The 16632-nt window shown below is 73.5% G+C and carries 14 protein-coding genes; 7 read left to right on the top strand and 7 right to left on the bottom strand.

Annotated elements, in window-relative coordinates; genetic code table 11:
* Nucleotides 1-339 precede the first annotated feature (339 nt).
* From IE286_RS23950 to IE286_RS23930, 5 genes are all read left to right on the top strand, one after another.
* Nucleotides 340-591 carry a LysM peptidoglycan-binding domain-containing protein gene (locus IE286_RS23950; RefSeq protein WP_189798851.1) on the top strand — a complete coding sequence of 84 codons (252 nt, stop codon included), beginning with the start codon at nucleotides 340-342 and terminating at the stop codon, nucleotides 589-591.
* Nucleotides 592-1109: 518 nt separating this feature from the next.
* On the top strand, nucleotides 1110-2741 hold the full coding sequence (locus IE286_RS23945) for an MFS transporter (protein WP_189798883.1): 1632 nt from the start codon (nucleotides 1110-1112) through the stop codon (nucleotides 2739-2741).
* An 85-nt stretch (nucleotides 2742-2826) separates the two neighbouring features.
* The gene (locus tag IE286_RS23940) at nucleotides 2827-4032 is read left to right on the top strand and encodes a cytochrome P450 (RefSeq protein WP_189798850.1); all 1206 of its coding nucleotides are present in this window, start codon (nucleotides 2827-2829) and stop codon (nucleotides 4030-4032) included.
* The gene (locus IE286_RS23935) at nucleotides 4029-4307 is read left to right on the top strand and encodes a ferredoxin (RefSeq protein WP_189798849.1); all 279 of its coding nucleotides are present in this window, start codon (nucleotides 4029-4031) and stop codon (nucleotides 4305-4307) included. The genes IE286_RS23940 and IE286_RS23935 overlap by 4 nt, the downstream gene beginning before the upstream one ends.
* Before the next feature lie 95 nt (nucleotides 4308-4402).
* A complete protein-coding gene (locus tag IE286_RS23930; RefSeq protein ID WP_189798848.1) occupies nucleotides 4403-5008 on the top strand; it encodes a TetR/AcrR family transcriptional regulator in 606 nt (201 codons plus the stop codon).
* A 13-nt stretch (nucleotides 5009-5021) separates the two neighbouring features.
* On the opposite strand, the gene IE286_RS23925 is transcribed toward IE286_RS23930, so the two are convergent.
* From IE286_RS23925 to IE286_RS23895, 7 genes are all read right to left on the bottom strand, one after another.
* Nucleotides 5022-6218 (bottom strand): lanthionine synthetase LanC family protein, encoded by a 1197-nt coding sequence (locus tag IE286_RS23925; RefSeq protein WP_189798847.1) that lies wholly within the window; start codon nucleotides 6216-6218, stop codon nucleotides 5022-5024.
* A 71-nt stretch (nucleotides 6219-6289) separates the two neighbouring features.
* The gene (locus IE286_RS23920) at nucleotides 6290-6442 is read right to left on the bottom strand and encodes a hypothetical protein (RefSeq protein WP_189798846.1); all 153 of its coding nucleotides are present in this window, start codon (nucleotides 6440-6442) and stop codon (nucleotides 6290-6292) included.
* 22 nt (nucleotides 6443-6464) lie between these two features.
* Nucleotides 6465-9101 carry a lantibiotic dehydratase family protein gene (locus IE286_RS23915; RefSeq protein WP_189798845.1) on the bottom strand — a complete coding sequence of 879 codons (2637 nt, stop codon included), beginning with the start codon at nucleotides 9099-9101 and terminating at the stop codon, nucleotides 6465-6467.
* Between the two features lie 2 nt (nucleotides 9102-9103).
* Complete coding sequence (locus tag IE286_RS23910) at nucleotides 9104-10078, bottom strand: thiopeptide-type bacteriocin biosynthesis protein (protein WP_229863495.1); 975 nt, start codon at nucleotides 10076-10078, stop codon at nucleotides 9104-9106.
* Nucleotides 10079-10396: 318 nt separating this feature from the next.
* A complete protein-coding gene (locus tag IE286_RS23905; RefSeq protein WP_189798882.1) occupies nucleotides 10397-11950 on the bottom strand; it encodes an MDR family MFS transporter in 1554 nt (517 codons plus the stop codon).
* 178 nt (nucleotides 11951-12128) lie between these two features.
* A complete protein-coding gene (locus IE286_RS23900) occupies nucleotides 12129-12821 on the bottom strand; it encodes a TetR/AcrR family transcriptional regulator (RefSeq protein ID WP_189798881.1) in 693 nt (230 codons plus the stop codon).
* A gap of 169 nt (nucleotides 12822-12990) precedes the next feature.
* Entirely contained in the window at nucleotides 12991-14328 is a 1338-nt protein-coding gene (locus IE286_RS23895) for a dicarboxylate/amino acid:cation symporter (protein ID WP_189798843.1), read from the bottom strand.
* 737 nt (nucleotides 14329-15065) lie between these two features.
* Here IE286_RS23895 and IE286_RS23890 point away from each other — a divergent pair.
* Nucleotides 15066-15851, top strand: a complete 786-nt coding sequence (locus IE286_RS23890; RefSeq protein WP_189798842.1) for a polysaccharide lyase family 7 protein — start codon at nucleotides 15066-15068, stop codon at nucleotides 15849-15851.
* Nucleotides 15852-16417: 566 nt separating this feature from the next.
* The coding region (locus IE286_RS23885; RefSeq protein WP_189798841.1) for an Hsp70 family protein at nucleotides 16418-16632 on the top strand (215 nt) is incomplete at its 3' end.

Genomic DNA, 16632 nt, shown 5'->3' with positions numbered 1-16632 from the left:
GTGGTGCGCCCGGGGGCACGGGTGGCCACGGCGGTGGCCGCCGGACTGGCCACCGGCTCTCTGGTGCTGGTGACGAGCGTTCCCGCGCTCGCGGCGGCACCGGACCCCGGCGGCTCGTCACCGCCGTCCGCCCCGCCGCTCGTGGACCCGCCGGCCGCCCCCACCGGACCGGTGCCCCCGCTGGTGGAACCGCCCTACCCTCCGGTCGCCTCCGTCCGCCCGTCGTTGCCGCACACCACGCCCACGGCATCCGCCTCGTCCGCCGCACCAGTCACGTCGGTCCCTTCTGCCTCACCGCCTGATCCGCGGCCGAGCGAACGGACGGGGACCGGCTCACCGGTGCCACCGCTGGTGGTGCCGCCGGCCGAGCCGCCGCCGGAGCGGACGTGCGACAGCCCGGTCGCGGCGGGGGACACGCTCTGGGAACTCGCCGGCCGGCTGCTGGGCGACGGCGGCCGGTGGCGCGAGCTGTACGAGGCGAACCGTGCGGCGATCGAGGCGGAGGCGCGCGCCCACGGTCTCGCCGCGAGCGACGGCGGACGGCTGGTGTTCCCGGACATGCGCCTCCGCGTGCCCGGCGACTGCGTCTGACGGCGGCGGACCGCCCCCGCCTCCGCGCGCGCCGTCCGCCCGGCCGTGGCGGAGGCGCCGACCGGCGGCGGCACGAACCGGCGGCGGCACGAACCGGACGCGGCAGGTGAGAGGCAAGGGCGCCGGCCCGGCGGGGGCGGGGGGGAGTGCGGGACGGCCCGCGTCGGCGGGCACGTGGCGCCGGCGGCCCGCGTCGGCGGGCGTACCGTGCCGGCGCCGCGCGAGCCGGCCGGGCCGCGTCAGCCGCTGTATGCGACCGCGGTCCCATGGCCTCGTCTCCCCGGCGGGCGGAAACACCGGCGCACCGGGTACCCGGCGTCCCGCCCCGGCCGTCGGCCGGCGCACCGGCCGGTGTCCGCGGGCGCACCACGGGGCAACCGCCGCTGCGGCAGCAGGAGACGCTCCCAGCTCCGACGGCGATACCGTACAAGTCGGACACGCGAGGCAGGGTGGCGCTCGTGGACGTGACACCTGAGGGGCCGGCCGGCGCGGAACGGCTGCGGGACGCGCTGGCCCGCATGCCGCGACAGGTCCGCGAGGAGCTGACCCTGCGGCTGCGGCGCCGCAAGGGCGTGCTGCGCAGGGAGGACGTGCACGTCGTCGAGCCTCCGTTGCTCAAGCGCGCGGTCGGCGCCTCGGCGCTGGGCAACTGCATGGAGTGGTTCGACTTCGGCGTCTACAGCTACCTCGCCGCCGTCATCGGCAAGGTCTTCTTCCCCGGCGCCTCCCCCGGCGCGCAGGTGATCTCGTCCTTCGCCACCTTCGCCGCCGCGTTCGTGGTGCGGCCCCTGGGCGGACTGGTCTTCGGCCCGCTCGGCGACCGCATCGGCCGGCAGAAGGTGCTCGCCACCACCATGATCATGATGGCCCTGGGCACCTTCGCCATCGGCGTGATCCCCGGCTACGGCACCATCGGCATCGCCGCGCCGCTGCTGTTGCTGCTGGCCCGCATGGTGCAGGGCTTCTCCACCGGCGGCGAGTACGGGGGCGCCACCACCTTCGTCGCCGAGTACTCGCCCGACCGCCGCCGCGGCTTCCTGTCCAGCTGGTTGGACTTCGGCACGTTCGTCGGCTACGCGCTGGGCTCCGCCCTGGTCACGGTGCTCCATGTGCTGCTCGGCGACGAGCAGATGCTCGCCTGGGGCTGGCGTGTACCGTTCCTGATCGCCGGCCCCCTCGGTGTCATCGGCCTGTACATGCGCCTGAAACTGGAGGAGTCGCCCGCCTTCCAGCAGCAGCTCGACGAGCACGAGAAGAGCCTCGCCCAGAAGTCCGCGGGCAGCGAGTTCAAGACCATCGTCAGGGGCCACTGGCCGGAGCTGCTCATCTGCATGGGCATCGTGCTGCTGTACAACGTCACCAACTACATGGTCACCGGCTACCTGCCCACGTACCAGACGGAGACCCTGCACCGCTCCGCCGACTTCGCCGATCTGCTGGTGCTGCTGGGCATGGTGTGGATCGTGCTGCTGATCACGTTCATCGGCCGCCTCAGCGACCGCGTCGGCAGGCGCCGCGTCTACGGGGTCGCGGCGGCCGCGATGACCGTGCTGTCCGTCCCGGCGTTCGAACTGATCAAGACGCCCGGATTCTGGGCGCCGGTGGCCGGTGTGCTGATCCTGTCCACGCTGCTGGCCTGCTTCGCGGCCCCCAGCGCCGCCACCCTGCCCGCGCTGTTCCCCACCGCCGTGCGCTACGCCGCCATGGGGATCGGCTTCAACATCTCGGTCGCCGCCTTCGGCGGCACCACCCCGCTGGCCACCGCCGCGCTGGTGGAGGCGACCGGCAACGACCTCATGCCCGCCTTCTACCTCATGGCGGCCGGGCTGATCGGGCTGGTGACCGTGAAGTTCCTGCCGGAGAGCGCGCAGGTGCCGCTGCGCGGCTCCCGGCCGATGGTGGGGTCCGCGGAGGAACGGCGCGAGTTCCTGACCACCGTCGAGGCGCTGTACCGGGCCTCCGACAAGGCGGGCCGGACGGGGGAGCCGGACAGGTGTGCCATGCCGTCACGGAGCGCGTCCCCCGGGGCGGTGAAGTGCCCGCTTGCTGGCGCGGAATCGCCGATTCCATGCGGCCGAAAGCAATATTGCATCCGACTGCAAGATTGCTTACGGTGGCAAGCGGGGACGACGAAAACGCACGAAACGTGATGATCCGGGTGGCAGCCGGTCACTCCGGGTCGATCGGCGCCACGGCCCTGAGAACAGATGGTTCCCCCACGAGAGGCAGCCCCTCATGACCATCACCGACCCTCACCCCTTCCCGTTCAGCGAGCCCGACGAGCTGCGCATCGATCCGCGGTTCGAGCAGATCCGCGAGAAGGAGCCGCTGTGCCCGGTCCAGCTGCCGCACGGCGAGCCGGCCTGGCTGGTCACCCGCTACGAGGACGTCAAGACGGTGCTCGGCGACCCCCGGTTCAGCCGGGCCGAGGCCGTGCGCCGGGACGAGCCGCGCACCCGGTACCACCGCGGGCTGCCCGGCAACATCATGGAGTTCGACCCGCCCGAGCACACCCGGCTGCGCCGCGTGGTCGCCAAGGCGTTCACCGCCCGCCACGTGGAGGACCTCAGGGTCCGCGCCCAGGAGATCGCCGACCGGCTCGTCGACGAGATGATCGCCCAGGGGCCGCCCGCGGACCTGGTGAGCGCCTTCGCCCTGCCGCTGCCGGTGACGGTGATCTGCGAGCTGCTCGGGGTGCCGTTCGAGGACCGGACGCGCTTCCGCCACTGGTCGGACGCGCTGCTGTCGACCACCCGCTTCAGCCCCGAGGAGATCGAGCGCTGCGCCGGCGAGCTGTCCGACTACATGGCCGGCCTCGTCGCCGAACGCCGCAAGCACCCGCAGGACGACCTGCTCGGCGTGATGGTGGCCGCGCGCGACGAACAGGACCGGCTCACCGAGGACGAGCTGGTGGCCATGGGCGTCGGCGTGCTGGTCGCCGGTCACGAGACCACCGCGAGCCAGATCCCGAACTTCGTCCACACGCTGCTGGAGCACCCCGAGGAACTCGCCCGGCTCCGCGCCGACCTGGACCTCGTCCCGCAGGCCGTGGAGGAACTCATGCGGTTCGTGCCGCTGGGCAGCGCCTCCACCGCCCGCTACGCCGTCGAGGACGTCGAGCTGAGCGGCGGAGTGGTGCACGCCGGCGAACCGGTCGTCGTCTCCACCGCGGCGGCCAACCGCGACACCACCGTCTTCACCTGCCCCGAGCGGCTGGACCTGACCCGCAAGGAGGCCGCGCACGTCGGATTCGGGCACGGTCCGCACCACTGCCTGGGCGCCCAGCTCGCCCGGATGGAACTGCAGGTGGCCCTGAGCACCCTGCTGCGCCGCCTGCCCGGACTGCGCCTGGCGGGCACCGAGGAGGACCTGGTTTGGAAGGCGGGCTCCGGTGTGCGGGGCCTGGAGAAGATGCTCATCACCTGGGAGGCGGCGGCATGAGCGGCGCCGACCGGGAGGTCCCCGCGGCCTCGCCCGCACCCGGCACGCGGACGGAGATCTGGCGGGTGCGGGTCGACCCCAAGGCCTGCATGGGCACCGGCATCTGCGCCGGCGTCGCGCCCGACCGCTTCCAGGTCCGCGACGGCATCTCGCACCCCACGGCCGCGTACGTGCCGCCCGAGGACCAGGTGGTGGACGCCGCCGAGTCCTGCCCCCTGGAAGCCATCCGGGTCACCCACCGCGACACCGGCGCCCTGATCGCCCCCGAGGAGTGAGCGGCGGCACGGACCGTGTGAGGGGATCTTCTGCCCTCCCCTCGCCGGTCCGGCACCGCGGGCTCGCCCGCGGCGGCCCCCACTACGCTACGGCCATGACCGGCCAGACGACGAGCACGAGCCACCGCGAACGCAGCAAGGCCAGACGCCGGGAGGCCATCCGGCGGGCCGGCATGCGGCTGTTCGCCGAACGCGGCTACGACGGCACCACCATCGCCGACATCGCCGCCGCGGCCGATGTCGCCCCCCGGACCGTCTCGCTGTACTTCCCGTCCAAGCACGACATCGCGCTGTCCGTGCCCGACGAGATCGCCTCCCGGCTCACCGCCGTCTTCCGCAGCCGCCCCGGGGCCGGGTTCCTCGACTGCGTCGACACCTGGCTGCGCGGCGAGGCCGAGGCCCTGGACCCGGAGCTGCTCGCGCTGCTCACCGCCATGTACGAGGCCAACCCCGCGCTCAAGGCGCACGGCAGCAGCCAGATCGAGGAGTCCGTGCGGGTCACCGGACCCGCCCTCGCCGCGGCCACCGGCCTGCCCGCGGGTCACCCGCTCAACGCGGTGGTCGGCGCCGCCGTCGGCGCCGCGCTCAGCCAGTACTTCGCGGCCGTCCTGTGCCAGGAGAACGCCGCCGGTCTGCACGCCACGTTCATGGACTGCCTGCGCGCCCTGGTCGACGCCGCCCGGCAGGGCGCGACCGGCTGACACCGCGTCACCTTCAACGCAGCCCCAGACAGGGCAGCCAGGTGCGCGGCCCGCCGTGGGCGGCGGTCAGCAGCGCGGCGAGCACACCCGGCAGACCCGTCAGCAGATCCGCCGTCCACCCCTCGTCCTCCGGCCGGGGCAGCCGGGCCGTCAGATACCGCACCAGCCGCCGCTTGAGCGCCGCCGCGGCCGGCAGGCGCGCATGCCGGTCGAAGGCGTCGGCGACGGCCAGCACCCCCGCGGCACCGTGACACAGCCCGAGCCGGTCGGCGGGGGAGTCGCCGTACAGGTGGAAGGTCACGTCGTAGTGCTCGGCGAGCGTGGTGAAGGCGGACGCGGCCCAGCGCGCACCGGCCCCGTCCCCGAGGGCGTCGGCGGCGTCCCACAGCGCCCAGGCCACGCCCGGGGTGCCGTAGCACCAGGCCTGACGGGGATGGGCATGCGGCGGCGGCGCACCGTCCAGGCAGGCTCCGGGCCAGGTGCGGATGCCCCGCGCGTCGTCGTAGGCCTGGCGCACCAGCCAGTGCCGGGCGCGGTCCAGCGCCGCGGCGAGCTGCCCGGAGAGTTCCGGGTCCGCGCCGCAGCGGCGCACGGCGGCGGTGAGCGCGGCGACGACACCGGCGACCCCGTGTCCCATCCCGGTGTTGACGCGCCCGTGCACCCACGCCAGATAGGGGTGGTCCTGGTAGTGCCCCGTCCGCAGCCGGGGCAGCTCGTCCTCGTCGCACAGCAGCGCCAGATGCGCGGCCAGCAGGCGCAGCCGGGCGGCCGCCGCCCTGTCCGACGGGTCTCCGGCACACAGCGCGAGCAGCGTTCCGGCAGGTCCGCAGATCAGGTCGTAGTCGGCAAAGGTGACGGCCCGTGTGCGGTACCGCGGGGCGCGTCCGGCCAGATGGGCCCGGAGCCGGTCCGCCACCGGCCGCAGCGCGGGGTGGACGCGGGCGCCGAGGCGCAGGCCGACCAGGGTGCCGGCCAGACCCCCGTCGTACAGGCAGGGACGGGACGGTCCGCGGCCTGCCGTGCGGGCCCACGCGGCCACGGCGGCGGGTGCCGCCCGGTCGTCGGCGACCAGGTGTGCCAGGACGGGGATCCCCGGGTCGCACAGGTGCCCTCGGTCCGCGGGGGACACCGTCCACTGACGCAAGTACCGCACGGCGAGGCCGTGCACGCCGGCGAGGGGGGAGGCCGGTGCGGCCGGTTCCTGGACCATGGCGTTCCTCACGGGGGGCGTGACGTGAGCGGCGGAGCCGCCCGCGGGCGCGGGCGGCTCCTGAGCGACGGTCAGCAGATGACGACCGTGTTGCAGATGATGATCGTGCACAGGCCGCTGCAGCCCTCGGTGTAGGCGGAGGCCGACGGCAGGTCCTCGTCGGTGATCCGCTGCTCCAGGTCGCTGATCAGGGTGTCCAGTTCGGTCAGTTCGTTGTCGGGCATCTCGTTTCCCTTTCCCTTCCGGTCATCGGGTGTGGGCCGCCCCGGCGGGCCGCCCGGCGGGCGGGCCGGGGACGTCGGTCCGGCCGTCGCGCATCAGGGCGTCGGCGGCGGCCGCGGCGAGGCGGTCCGCGCCGACGTCGTGCGGGAGCCGGAGCAGCAGTTGGGCGGCGAGGGCCGCGCCGTCGTGCAGCGGGTCGCGCACCAGCAGGTCCTCGGGGGCCGGCAGCATCTCCTCCACCAGCAGCGCGCCGCCCGCCTCCCGGGCGCACAGCCGCTCGATCAGGGGGATCGCGGTCACCGAGGCCAGGTCCACCGGGACCGGTTTGCCGCCGGGCGCGGTCCGGGCGAAGGCGTGCCGGGGCAGCCCGGTGGCGCGGCGCAGCAGGGCCAGGGTGCGGACCTTGGTGAGCAGGTCGTCGCCCGGCCGCCACAGCCGGTCGCAGCCGATGCGCCAGGTGGCCGGGGCGAGGACGAGGTCGCCGCCCGCGGTCAGCCGCGGCAGCCGGTCCCGCTCGGGCAGCGCCCCGTCCAGCGCGTCCAGCCGGACCAGCCAGGAGGCCGCCGGATGGCTCGCGGCGAGCAGCAGCCGGACCAGGGTGTCGTAGGGCGGGGCGGGGGAGCGGGTGGCGTGATAGACCGGCACGATGCGCCGGCCGTCGGCCTCGGCGACGACACGGCCGTTGCTGCGCCGCAGACTGATGCGGTCCAGCGGAAGATGACGCGCCTGCCGGCCGGAGTCGCCGTAGTACGGCGCCGGGTCCGGGTCACCGGTCCACCAGCCGGTGGTCACCGGACGCCGCACCGCGTTGGCGGACCGCTCGGTCAGCGGCGGCACCAGCAGGTCGACGAAGCGGACCCCGGTGCGGCGCTCGACGGCGGCGAGGAAGGCGCGGTAGGCGTCGCTGTTGCCGTACCCGCCGTACAGAGCGCGCAGCCCGTCGGCGAACCGTGCGTCGAGCACCCCGGCCGGCGAGGCGGTCTCCAGCACCGCCACCGGGCCGCGTCCGCCGGGGCAGGGCAGCGGGCGCAGCAGGCAGTCGACCGGCCAGGGCGGCAGCACACCGTCGCGCGGTGCGCCCAGCGCGTCCAGCAGATCGTCGTCGATGTCGACGCTCGCCGCGCCGGACCGGGCGGCCGCGTCCAGATGGTCCAGCAGCCGCGCGTATCCCCCGGCCCGGTCCCGGGCGGGCGCCCAGCCCGTGTAACGGCGCGGCGCCGGCGGCGGGACACCGGCGGCCAGCCGGGCGGCGAGGATCTCCCCGACGGGACGCGGACGGTCCGTCACCTCCGCGAACTCCGGGTGCGACCACCAGGTTCCGGCCGCGTCGTCGGCGGCGCGCAGGGCGGCGACGCGGGCCGCGATCCGCAGCCCGCGGGCGACCCGGTCGACGGCCCGCCCGGAAACGGCCGCGTCGCGGCCGGCACGGCGGTAGGAGTCCAGGAACCAGGTGCCGGCCCCGCCGTCCTCGGGCTCCCGCGGCAGCGCGCCGGCCCGGGCGACCCTGCCGGCCGGGAGCCAGCCGCTGCGGTGCTGCCGGGGCGCCCGGCAGATCTGCACCACGCCCAGGGAGTGCAGGTGCTGCAGGAACCCCCGCACCACAGCGGGCGCCGGCGCGGGCCGGCCGGCCCGCGCGGTCAGGGCCGGCAGCACCTGTTCCAGGTCACCGAGGGTGCGCGGACCGTCCGCGAGCTCGGACAGCACCGCCTCCAGCACCGGGGTGCGGCGCAGGACGACCTGCCGCAGCCGGTCCGGGGCCCGGGGGTCGACGGCATAGCAGCGCAGCTGCCCGGGTGCGTCGCCGGCCTCGTCCCCGGGGGGTTCGGCGAAGTGCAGGGGCGCCGGCGCCAGCACCGTCTCCGGGGCGGCGGTGCGCAGGTCGGGCAGGGCCGTCCGCGCCCTGACCAGGTGCACGTTCTCCACCGCGAGGGCGGCGAGTGCCCCCAGGGCGGTGCCGGGTGCGAGCAGCGACGGGCACCCGCCCGGCTCGCAGACCACCGGGACGGCGGCGATCTGGCCCGCCCAGCCGCGCGGTGTCGTCTTCGCCGCGGCCCGGCCCACGATCCGCCACAGGAACGCGGCCCGTTTGCGCAGGCTCTTGTCCGACCAGGACTCGCCCGAGGCATGCCGCCGCGCGATGTCCTCGGCCAGACCGGGAGCGGCGCTGTCCAGGAACGCCCGCAGCACGGCACTGGAGCGGGCCGTGCGCCACACCTGCTCGGCCACCCGGTGCTGTTCGGCGGCGAGCGCCTGCCGCAGCCCGTCCTCGGCGGCCCGCACCGCCCCGGCCTCCTGCAGCAGGACGTGGCCCTGCTCCACGAGATCCGGGGGCACGGCGGGCGAGTGCCGCAGCAGCGCACAGTCCGCGTCCCGCGGCGGTGCGCCCGCGTGCAGCCGGCGCCGCAGGGCGAGCACGGCACCGCGGCCGGCGGCGTCCAGCAGCGGGTGCGGCACCACCTCGGTGCCCAGCCGGCCGGCCAGTGCCCGGGCCCGTGCGGTCAGCCGTCCGGTGTCGTCGGCGAGCCGGGCGGCGGCGTCGAACAGGTGGACGGCGCCGCCGGCGGTCCAGGCCGCTGCGGGCAGCCCGCCCACCCGCAGCAGTGCCGTGGCGCCCAGCGGCGCCTTTGGAGAGACACGTGTCTGTGCCGGCAGGTGTGCCATGCTCAGCCCACCTCCTGGTGACCGTCGGCGGCGAGCGCCTCGGTGAGCAGGCACTGGCGTGCCGTGGACAGCCCGCCCCGGTTCCAGTGGAAGACCGCATGGCGGGCGGCGGCCCGGCGCGGGCCCAGCGTGGCCTCACCGGAGGCGAAGCAGCCGGTGTGCCACTGCCGGGCGGCCGACTCCACCGCCCGCAGGTGTGCCTCCATGACGTCCCGCCAGGCCTTCGGCAGCGCATCGAGCCGGTCCTCGGGGCCGGACTCCCAGTAGCGGCGGATGCCGGCGGCGGCCCGCCGCAGGTCCGGTGAGTGCAGCCCGCGCGGCAGCCGGCGTCCGGTCTCCTCCTGTACCGCCTGCCAGACCCCGCGGTGCTCCCAGCCGACGATGCCCAGGGCGTCGCACACCGCGTGCAGCAGCGTCAGCGACACCCGCCAGGCGGGCGGCGCCGGTTCACCGGCCGCGGCGGTGTGCACCTGCAGCCAGGCGAGGGAGTCGGCGGTGAACAGCGCGTGCACGAAGGGCATCGCGCGCGGGCCGCCGAACAGATACGTCTCCGGCTCATACACACGTGTCACCGGCCGCTCCCAGGTGGGCCCTTGCCGCGGGGGAGCCAGCCGGCCGAGCAGCACCTCGCGCAGCTCCGGTGCACGGGAGGGATCCGCCGCGCGGAAGCGGATGCGCAGCCCCGGGGGCTTGTGCATGAAGAAGAAGTCACCGGCCGGCCCGGTCCCCAGCAACTCCTCGGCCACCGACAGGAGTTGTTCGTAAAGCCGGCGTTCCGGGCCGGGGGCCGGGCAGGACACGTCGAGCTGGACCCAGCCGTCCTGCCGGGAGCGGGCGCGCAGCGCCTCGAGACCGGCCGCCAGGAAGAGTTGGCGGGCCGCCGGGTAGCCGGCGTCCTGCGCCGTCAGAGGGACACAGCCGAGCGGTTCGGTGCGTGCGTCGTCCAGACAGTCGGCCAGTAAGCGCTCGACCCGCATCACGGGGCCTCCTCACCGGGGACGTAAGAGAACACCCCTGTGATGTCCTCGGCGCGCGGCTCCCAAAGCGCTCGACGCAATGGTCATATGATCGGCAGGTGTGCGCGGACGGTATGCCGCGCCGGGCGCACCGCCGGTTACTGCGCCGGTTTTCTGACGGTGCGCCGGTGGCACCGTCGTGCCGCCCGTTGACGTGGCCGGCCGGGCGGGGCGCGCGCACGCCCCGCCGCACGCGGCCGGTCCGGCCCGCGCGAACGCGAAAGGGGCGGTGCCGTCGCACCGCCCCTTCGCCGGGGAACCGTTTCCCCGCCCGTCCGGTCAGCCCACCGGAGCGGGCGGAGCCGCGTCGGCCTCCTCGGCCAGGCGCTCCATGCCGCTGGTGGTCTTCAGCGGCTTCTCCTTGATGAACACCACCGCGACGAGGGCGAGCAGTGCGAAGGGCGTGGCGATGAGGAACAGGTCCGCCGTGGCGACGCCGTAGGCGTGCTCCACGATCGTCCGGATCGGCGCGGGCAGCGACTTGATGTCGGGCACACCGCTCCCGCCGCCCGAGCCCGCCTGGGTGGACGTGGGGATGCCCGCCGCCTTCAGGCCCTTGGTCATCTCGGTGGTGACCCGGCTGGCGAGGACGGCGCCCAGGACGCTGGTGCCGATGGTGCCGCCCATGCTGCGGAAGAAGGACAGCACGGAGGTCGCGGCACCCAGCTCGGCGGCGGGGACGTCGTTCTGCGCCGCCAGGACCAGGTTCTGCATCAGCATGCCGACGCCGATGCCGAGCACCGCCATGTACACGCTCAGCAGGCCGAAGGAGGTGTCGGCGTCGATGGTGGACAGCAGCGCCAGACCGGCGGTCATGACGACGGCGCCCGCCACCAGGTAGACCTTCCACTTGCCGGTCCTGCTGATCACCTGGCCGGCGACGGTGGAGGACACCAGCAGGCCGAGGATCATCGGCAGGCTCATCAGACCCGCCACGGTCGGCGACTTGCCCAGCGAGATCTGGAAGTACTGGGAGAGGAACACCGTGCCGCCGAACATGGCCACACCGACCAGCAGGCTGGCGACGGTGGTGAGGGTGACGGTCCGGTTGCGGAAGATGTCCAGCGGGATGACCGGTTCGGGGGTGCGGGACTCCACGACCACGGCGGCGGCGAGCAGCAGCACACCGGCCACGGTGAGCGCGGCGGTCTGCCAGGACGCCCAGTCGAACTGGTTGCCGGCCAGCGACACCCAGATGAGCAGCGCGCACACGCCCGCCACGATGAGGAAGGCACCGAGGAAGTCGATGTGCACCTCGCGGCGGACGGTGGGCAGCCGCAGCGTGCGCTGCAGCAGCACGATGGCCAGCAGCGCGAACGGCACGCCGATGAAGAAGCACCAGCGCCAGCCCAGCCACGAGGTGTCGACGAGGACGCCGCCGACCAGCGGACCGGCCACCGTGCCGACCGCGAAGACGGCACCGAACATGCCGGCGTACTTGCCCAGCCGGCGCGGCGGGATGACCGCGGCCATGACGACCTGGGCCAGCGCGGTCAGACCGCCCGCGCCGGTGCCCTGGACGACCCGGCTGAAGATCAGCAGCCCGACGCCGTGCGAGAAGCCCGCCAGCAGCGAGCCGACGACGAACATGCTGAGCGACAGCTGCAGCAGCAGCTTCTTGTTGTACAGGTCCGACAGCTTGCCCCACAGTGGCACCGTCGCCGTCATGGCGAGCAGTTCCGCGGTGACGACCCAGGTGTAGGCGGACTGGCTGGCACCCAGGTCGGCGATGATCGTGGGCAGGGCGTTGGACACCACGGTGCCCGCGAGGATCGCCACGAACATGCCGGCCATCAGACCGGACATCGCCTGGATGATCTGGCGGTTGGACATGGAGGTGGGCGCCTGCTCGGACGCCGGCGGTATGGAGGTGGGCGCCTGCTCGGGCGCCGGTGGTGAGGTCACGGCAGCTCTCTCGGCCAAGTCACGGAAGGTCGACAGGTCAGGAAGGTCGGTCGGCCGCCCGTGTCACGGGCGGCCCGGTCGGCAGGGCAGTGGGGCGGACGGGCGGTCAGACGCGCGCCGGAGCCGGCAGCCCCGCGGCGAGGAGGGCGAACACCTGCCGGAAGACGTCGGCGAAGGACCCCTCCTCGGGGCGGGAGGACCAGTGCTCGACGCTGACCCGTACCGCGGTGGTCGCGACCGCGGCCACCAGACGGGGGTAGAGGTCCAGTGCCTTGCGCCGTTCCTCGGCGTCCTGCGGGCCCGCCCCGGTCCCCGCGGCCGCCTCACGGCCGCCGGATCCGGGGGACAGCCGCCGGGCGACGGCCTCGGCGAGCCGGGTCTCGTCCGCGACATGGGCGGAGAGACTGCGCACCAGCAGGTCCGGGGCGGCGCGCAGCACCTTGGCGTGCAGCGTCCACAGCTCGTGCTGCTGCTCGGCCTCCGCCAGCTCGCCGGCGAGGGCGTCCCGCACGGCTTGCAGCGGAGTGAGTCCGGCGGGTGCGTCGAGCACCGCGAGCCTGATCCGCTCGGCCGCGTCCGCGTCCACGATCAGGAACGCGTCGTCCCGCGACGCGAAGTAGTTGAAGAAGGTCCGGGGCGACACGCCCGCCTCGGCGCTGATGGCCTCGACGGTCACCTTCTCCACTCCGTGCCTGGCGGCCAGCCGCACCGCGGCCTCGGCCAGAGCGGCACGGGTCGCCCGCTTCTTCCGCTCGCGCAGCCCGCCCCGAGCGGATTCCCTCTCCGACATGACGTGCATCTTATGCAAACATGCATGCTGTGCAAAAATCGGTTTCTTCGTCCGGTGCCGGGCGGCCCCGGCCGGCGGCCGGAAGAGCGCGCGGCACGGCCCGCGCACAGCGCACCGCCCCGCCGGAGGATGACCGGCGGGGCGGTGCGTGGCCGCGAGGCGGCCGGGTCTGCGGGCGTCAGCCGGCCACGGTCGCGGCCGGCTGCGGCTCGCTGCGGACGTTCTCGTCCCCCTCGACGGGGGAGGCCGTGACGGTGTCGTACTTCGTGCGGTCCAGGATCTTCTCCCGGGCGGAGACGATGACCGGGATGAGGGCCTGGCCCGCCACGTTGGTGGCGGTGCGCATCATGTCCAGGATCGGGTCGATCGCCAGCAGCAGACCCACGCCCTCCATGGGCAGGCCCAGCGTGGACAGGGTCAGCGTCAGCATCACGGTCGCGCCGGTCAGGCCGGCGGTGGCGGCCGAGCCGATGACCGAGACGAAGGCGATGAGCACGTACTCCTTCACGCCGAGGTGCACGTCGAAGATCTGGCCGACGAAGATCGCGGAGATGGCCGGGTAGATCGCGGCGCAGCCGTCCATCTTCGTGGTCGCGCCGAACGGCACCGCGAAGGAGGCGTAGTTGAGCGGGACGCCCAGGCGGATCGCGGACTGCTGGGTGACCGGCATGGTGCCCACCGAGGAGCGGGAGACGAAGGCCAGCTGGATCGCCGGCCAGGCGCCCTTGAAGAACTGCAGCGGGTTCAGCTTGCCGACGGTGGCCAGCAGCAGCGGGTAGACGCCGAACAGGACCAGCAGGCAGCCGACGTAGATGTCGGCGGTGAACGTGGCGTAGTTGCCGAGCAGGTCCCAGCCGTACTGGACGATGGCCCGGCCGATCAGGCCCGCCGAGCCGATCGGCGCGAGCAGGATGACCCACCACAGGGCCTTCTGCAGCAGCTCCAGGACGTTCTCGGACAGGGACAGCAGCGGCTGGGCCTTGGGCCCGATCTTCAGCACGGCGACGCCGGCGACGACGGCCATGAAGACGATCTGCAGCACGTTCAGCTCGGTGAACGGCGTGACGACGTCGGTCGGGATGATCCCGGTGAGGAAGTCCAGCCAGCTGCCGGCGTGGTCCGGCTTGGCGCCGTCGGCCGGGGTGAGGTCGGAGCCCGAGCCCGGGTTGGACACCAGGCCGATGACGAGGCCGATGACCACCGCGATCAGCGAGGTGATCATGAACCAGACCAGGGTGCGGCCGGCCAGGCGTGCCGCGTTGTTGACCTTCCGCAGATTGGTGATGGACACCATGATCGCGAAGAAGACCAGCGGGGCCACGGCCAGCTTCAGCAGCTGGACGAAGATACCGCCGACCTTGTCGAGCGTGGTGGCGAGCCAGGACACGTCGTAGGTGCGGGCGACGAAGCCGAGCACCAGGCCGACGACGAGGCCCAGCAGGACCTGGGCCCAGAAGGGCACGGGTATCCGGCGTCTTGCCGTGGCGGGCTTGGACTCAGTGGTGTTCGAGGACACGGACGCAACTCCAGTGGGAAGCGCGGAAACAGATGAGGCGGGACATACCGGAGCGGCGACCGTGATGAGTCAACGGCGCCGCTGCATCGAGGAATGCGCACTCAGACGTGACAAGCCGCGGACATGCAGCGGCAGAGATCGACATGCAGGCGTGCCACGAGCTGGACGCCCGCGGCGTCGCGGCGGGCACACCACAGCGCGCCCACGCGGTTCGCATCTGCTGTCTTCATGGCGGAAACGTTAACACTTGTACTTTGAGAACATCAAAGCGAATGTTTGCCTTTCTGCGGCCGCGCGCCGGACTTCCCTTCGAAACCGCGTGCCGGACCCCCCGTGCGCACGGGAACGGCCGTCCGGCGGACCGGTGAGCTGCGGGCGCCGGTGGGGCGTGCACGGTGGGACAGAAGTGCGACGTGCGCCGATGCGGTACGCGGCGGTGGCGTGACCTGTGCAGCCGCGCGCCGGGATGCGGTGCGACGGTGGCCCGGTGGTCTGTGCGTCGCGCCCGCCGCGGTGCGATCTGGGATGGCGAAAAACCGACGGTTACGGGCCCTTAAGGGCGGGGCGCCGCGCGCCCTGCCCGGCCTGCTCTTGACGTGCTTGGTTCAGACCTTTAGGTTCACGGGTCGCCGACGGTCCAAGTAGATGTCTATTGTTCAGCGTGCTGAACACGGGGGCGCGCGGTCCGGCGGTTGACCGAGTCTTGCTCCAGTTCTCAGCGGAAGGACGACCTCCACATGACGCCTGTCCAGCGCTTCCGGACCTCTGCGACGGCGGCCCTGGCGCTCGCCGGCACCCTGGCCCTCTTCGGTGCCGGCACCGCGCACGCGGCGGACCCGCACGTCGCCCCGGGCGGCAACTTCGACCTGTCCGTCTGGGAGCTGCAGGAGCCGGTCGGCTCTCCCGGCCACCCGACCACCATTCCGTCGTCCCGTCTCCAGGGCCCCGACGGTTACCAGGACGACTACTTCTACACCGACACCCGGGACGGTGCGATGACGTTCTGGGCGCCGGAGAAGGGCGTGACCACCCCGAACTCCCACTACGCGCGCTCGGAGCTGCGGGAGATGAACCGCGACGGCAGCGCCGCCGACTGGTCGCTGTCCGGCAACCACCGGCTCAGCGCCACCCTGCGGGTGGTCTCCGTGACCTCCAACGTGTGCGTGGGGCAGATCCACCTCGGCTCCGGCGGCACCTCCACCAAGCCGCTGGTGGAGCTGTACTACCACGCGAACGGCGACATCGTCGTCGGCACCGAGAACTCCCCGGCGGGCGGCCAGACGCTGCACACGGTCGGCAATGTCTCCAAGGGCAAGACCTGGACCTACTCCATCGCCGTCTCGAACGGCAACACCCTCGACGTCACCGTCAACGGCAGCACCACCCACTACCCGATCGCCGACTCCTTCAAGCAGTACAAGCAGTACTTCAAGGCCGGTTCCTACAACCAGTCCTCCTCGGACAGCACCACCAACGGTGCCCGGGTGGCCTTCTACGGCCTGACCGTCTCGCACTCCTCCTGACGGGACGCCGCCCGCCGCCCGCACCGGCCCGGACGGGCCGGAGCCGGGCGGGGCGGCGCCCGGTGCAGGCGCACCGCCGGTGCCGTGCGGACGAACGGCCCGTGCGGCGGCCGCGCGGCGCAGTGCCCGGCGGTGCGCCTGCCTCGATGAGACTCGGCGAGCAGGTGAGACGGTGACCCCCTCTGCGGGGTGCCGCTCGGCCTGCTCGCCGTCTCGTGTGTCCAGGGGGGTGCGGGCGGCCGTGCGATCACCTCTCCTCGCGGCCCGCTCCCTCGGCGTCTCCTCGCCGCCGGCCGCGGACATCACCTGTGGACCGTCGCGCCGCCTGCCGCACCGATCCGGCCGTCTTCGCCCTGCTGCCCGCCCGGTGCCGCCCCCGAGAGTGCCGGCACCTCCGACGGCGACCTCTGCCGTCCCCTTGTGCCTCAGCGGTCCCGCTCCGTTCCCGCCCTCGGCCCATACTTGACAACAGGGCACTCAAAATTTATTCAGGCTTGTAGGCAACCTGGTCGGAAACCGCAGCTCGGGCGGTAGAGAAGCGGTAGAGAAGACGAGGAGGAGCCCAGATGGCGCGTGCGGTCGGCATCGATCTCGGTACGACGAACTCGGTGGTCTCGGTACTCGAAGGCGGAGAACCCACCGTCATCACCAACACGGAGGGCGCGCGGACCACCCCGTCGGTGGTGGCCTTCTCCAAGAACGGTGAGGTGCTGGTCGGCGAGGTCGCCAAACGGCAGGCCGTGACGAACGTCGAGCGCACCGCCCGCTCCGTCAAACGCCA

The sequence above is a fragment of the Streptomyces thermodiastaticus genome (genome assembly GCF_014656135.1).
GTDB lineage: Bacteria > Actinomycetota > Actinomycetes > Streptomycetales > Streptomycetaceae > Streptomyces > Streptomyces thermodiastaticus.
Note: the sequence above shows the minus strand (reverse complement) of the source record. Positions and strands in the feature narration are given on the sequence as shown.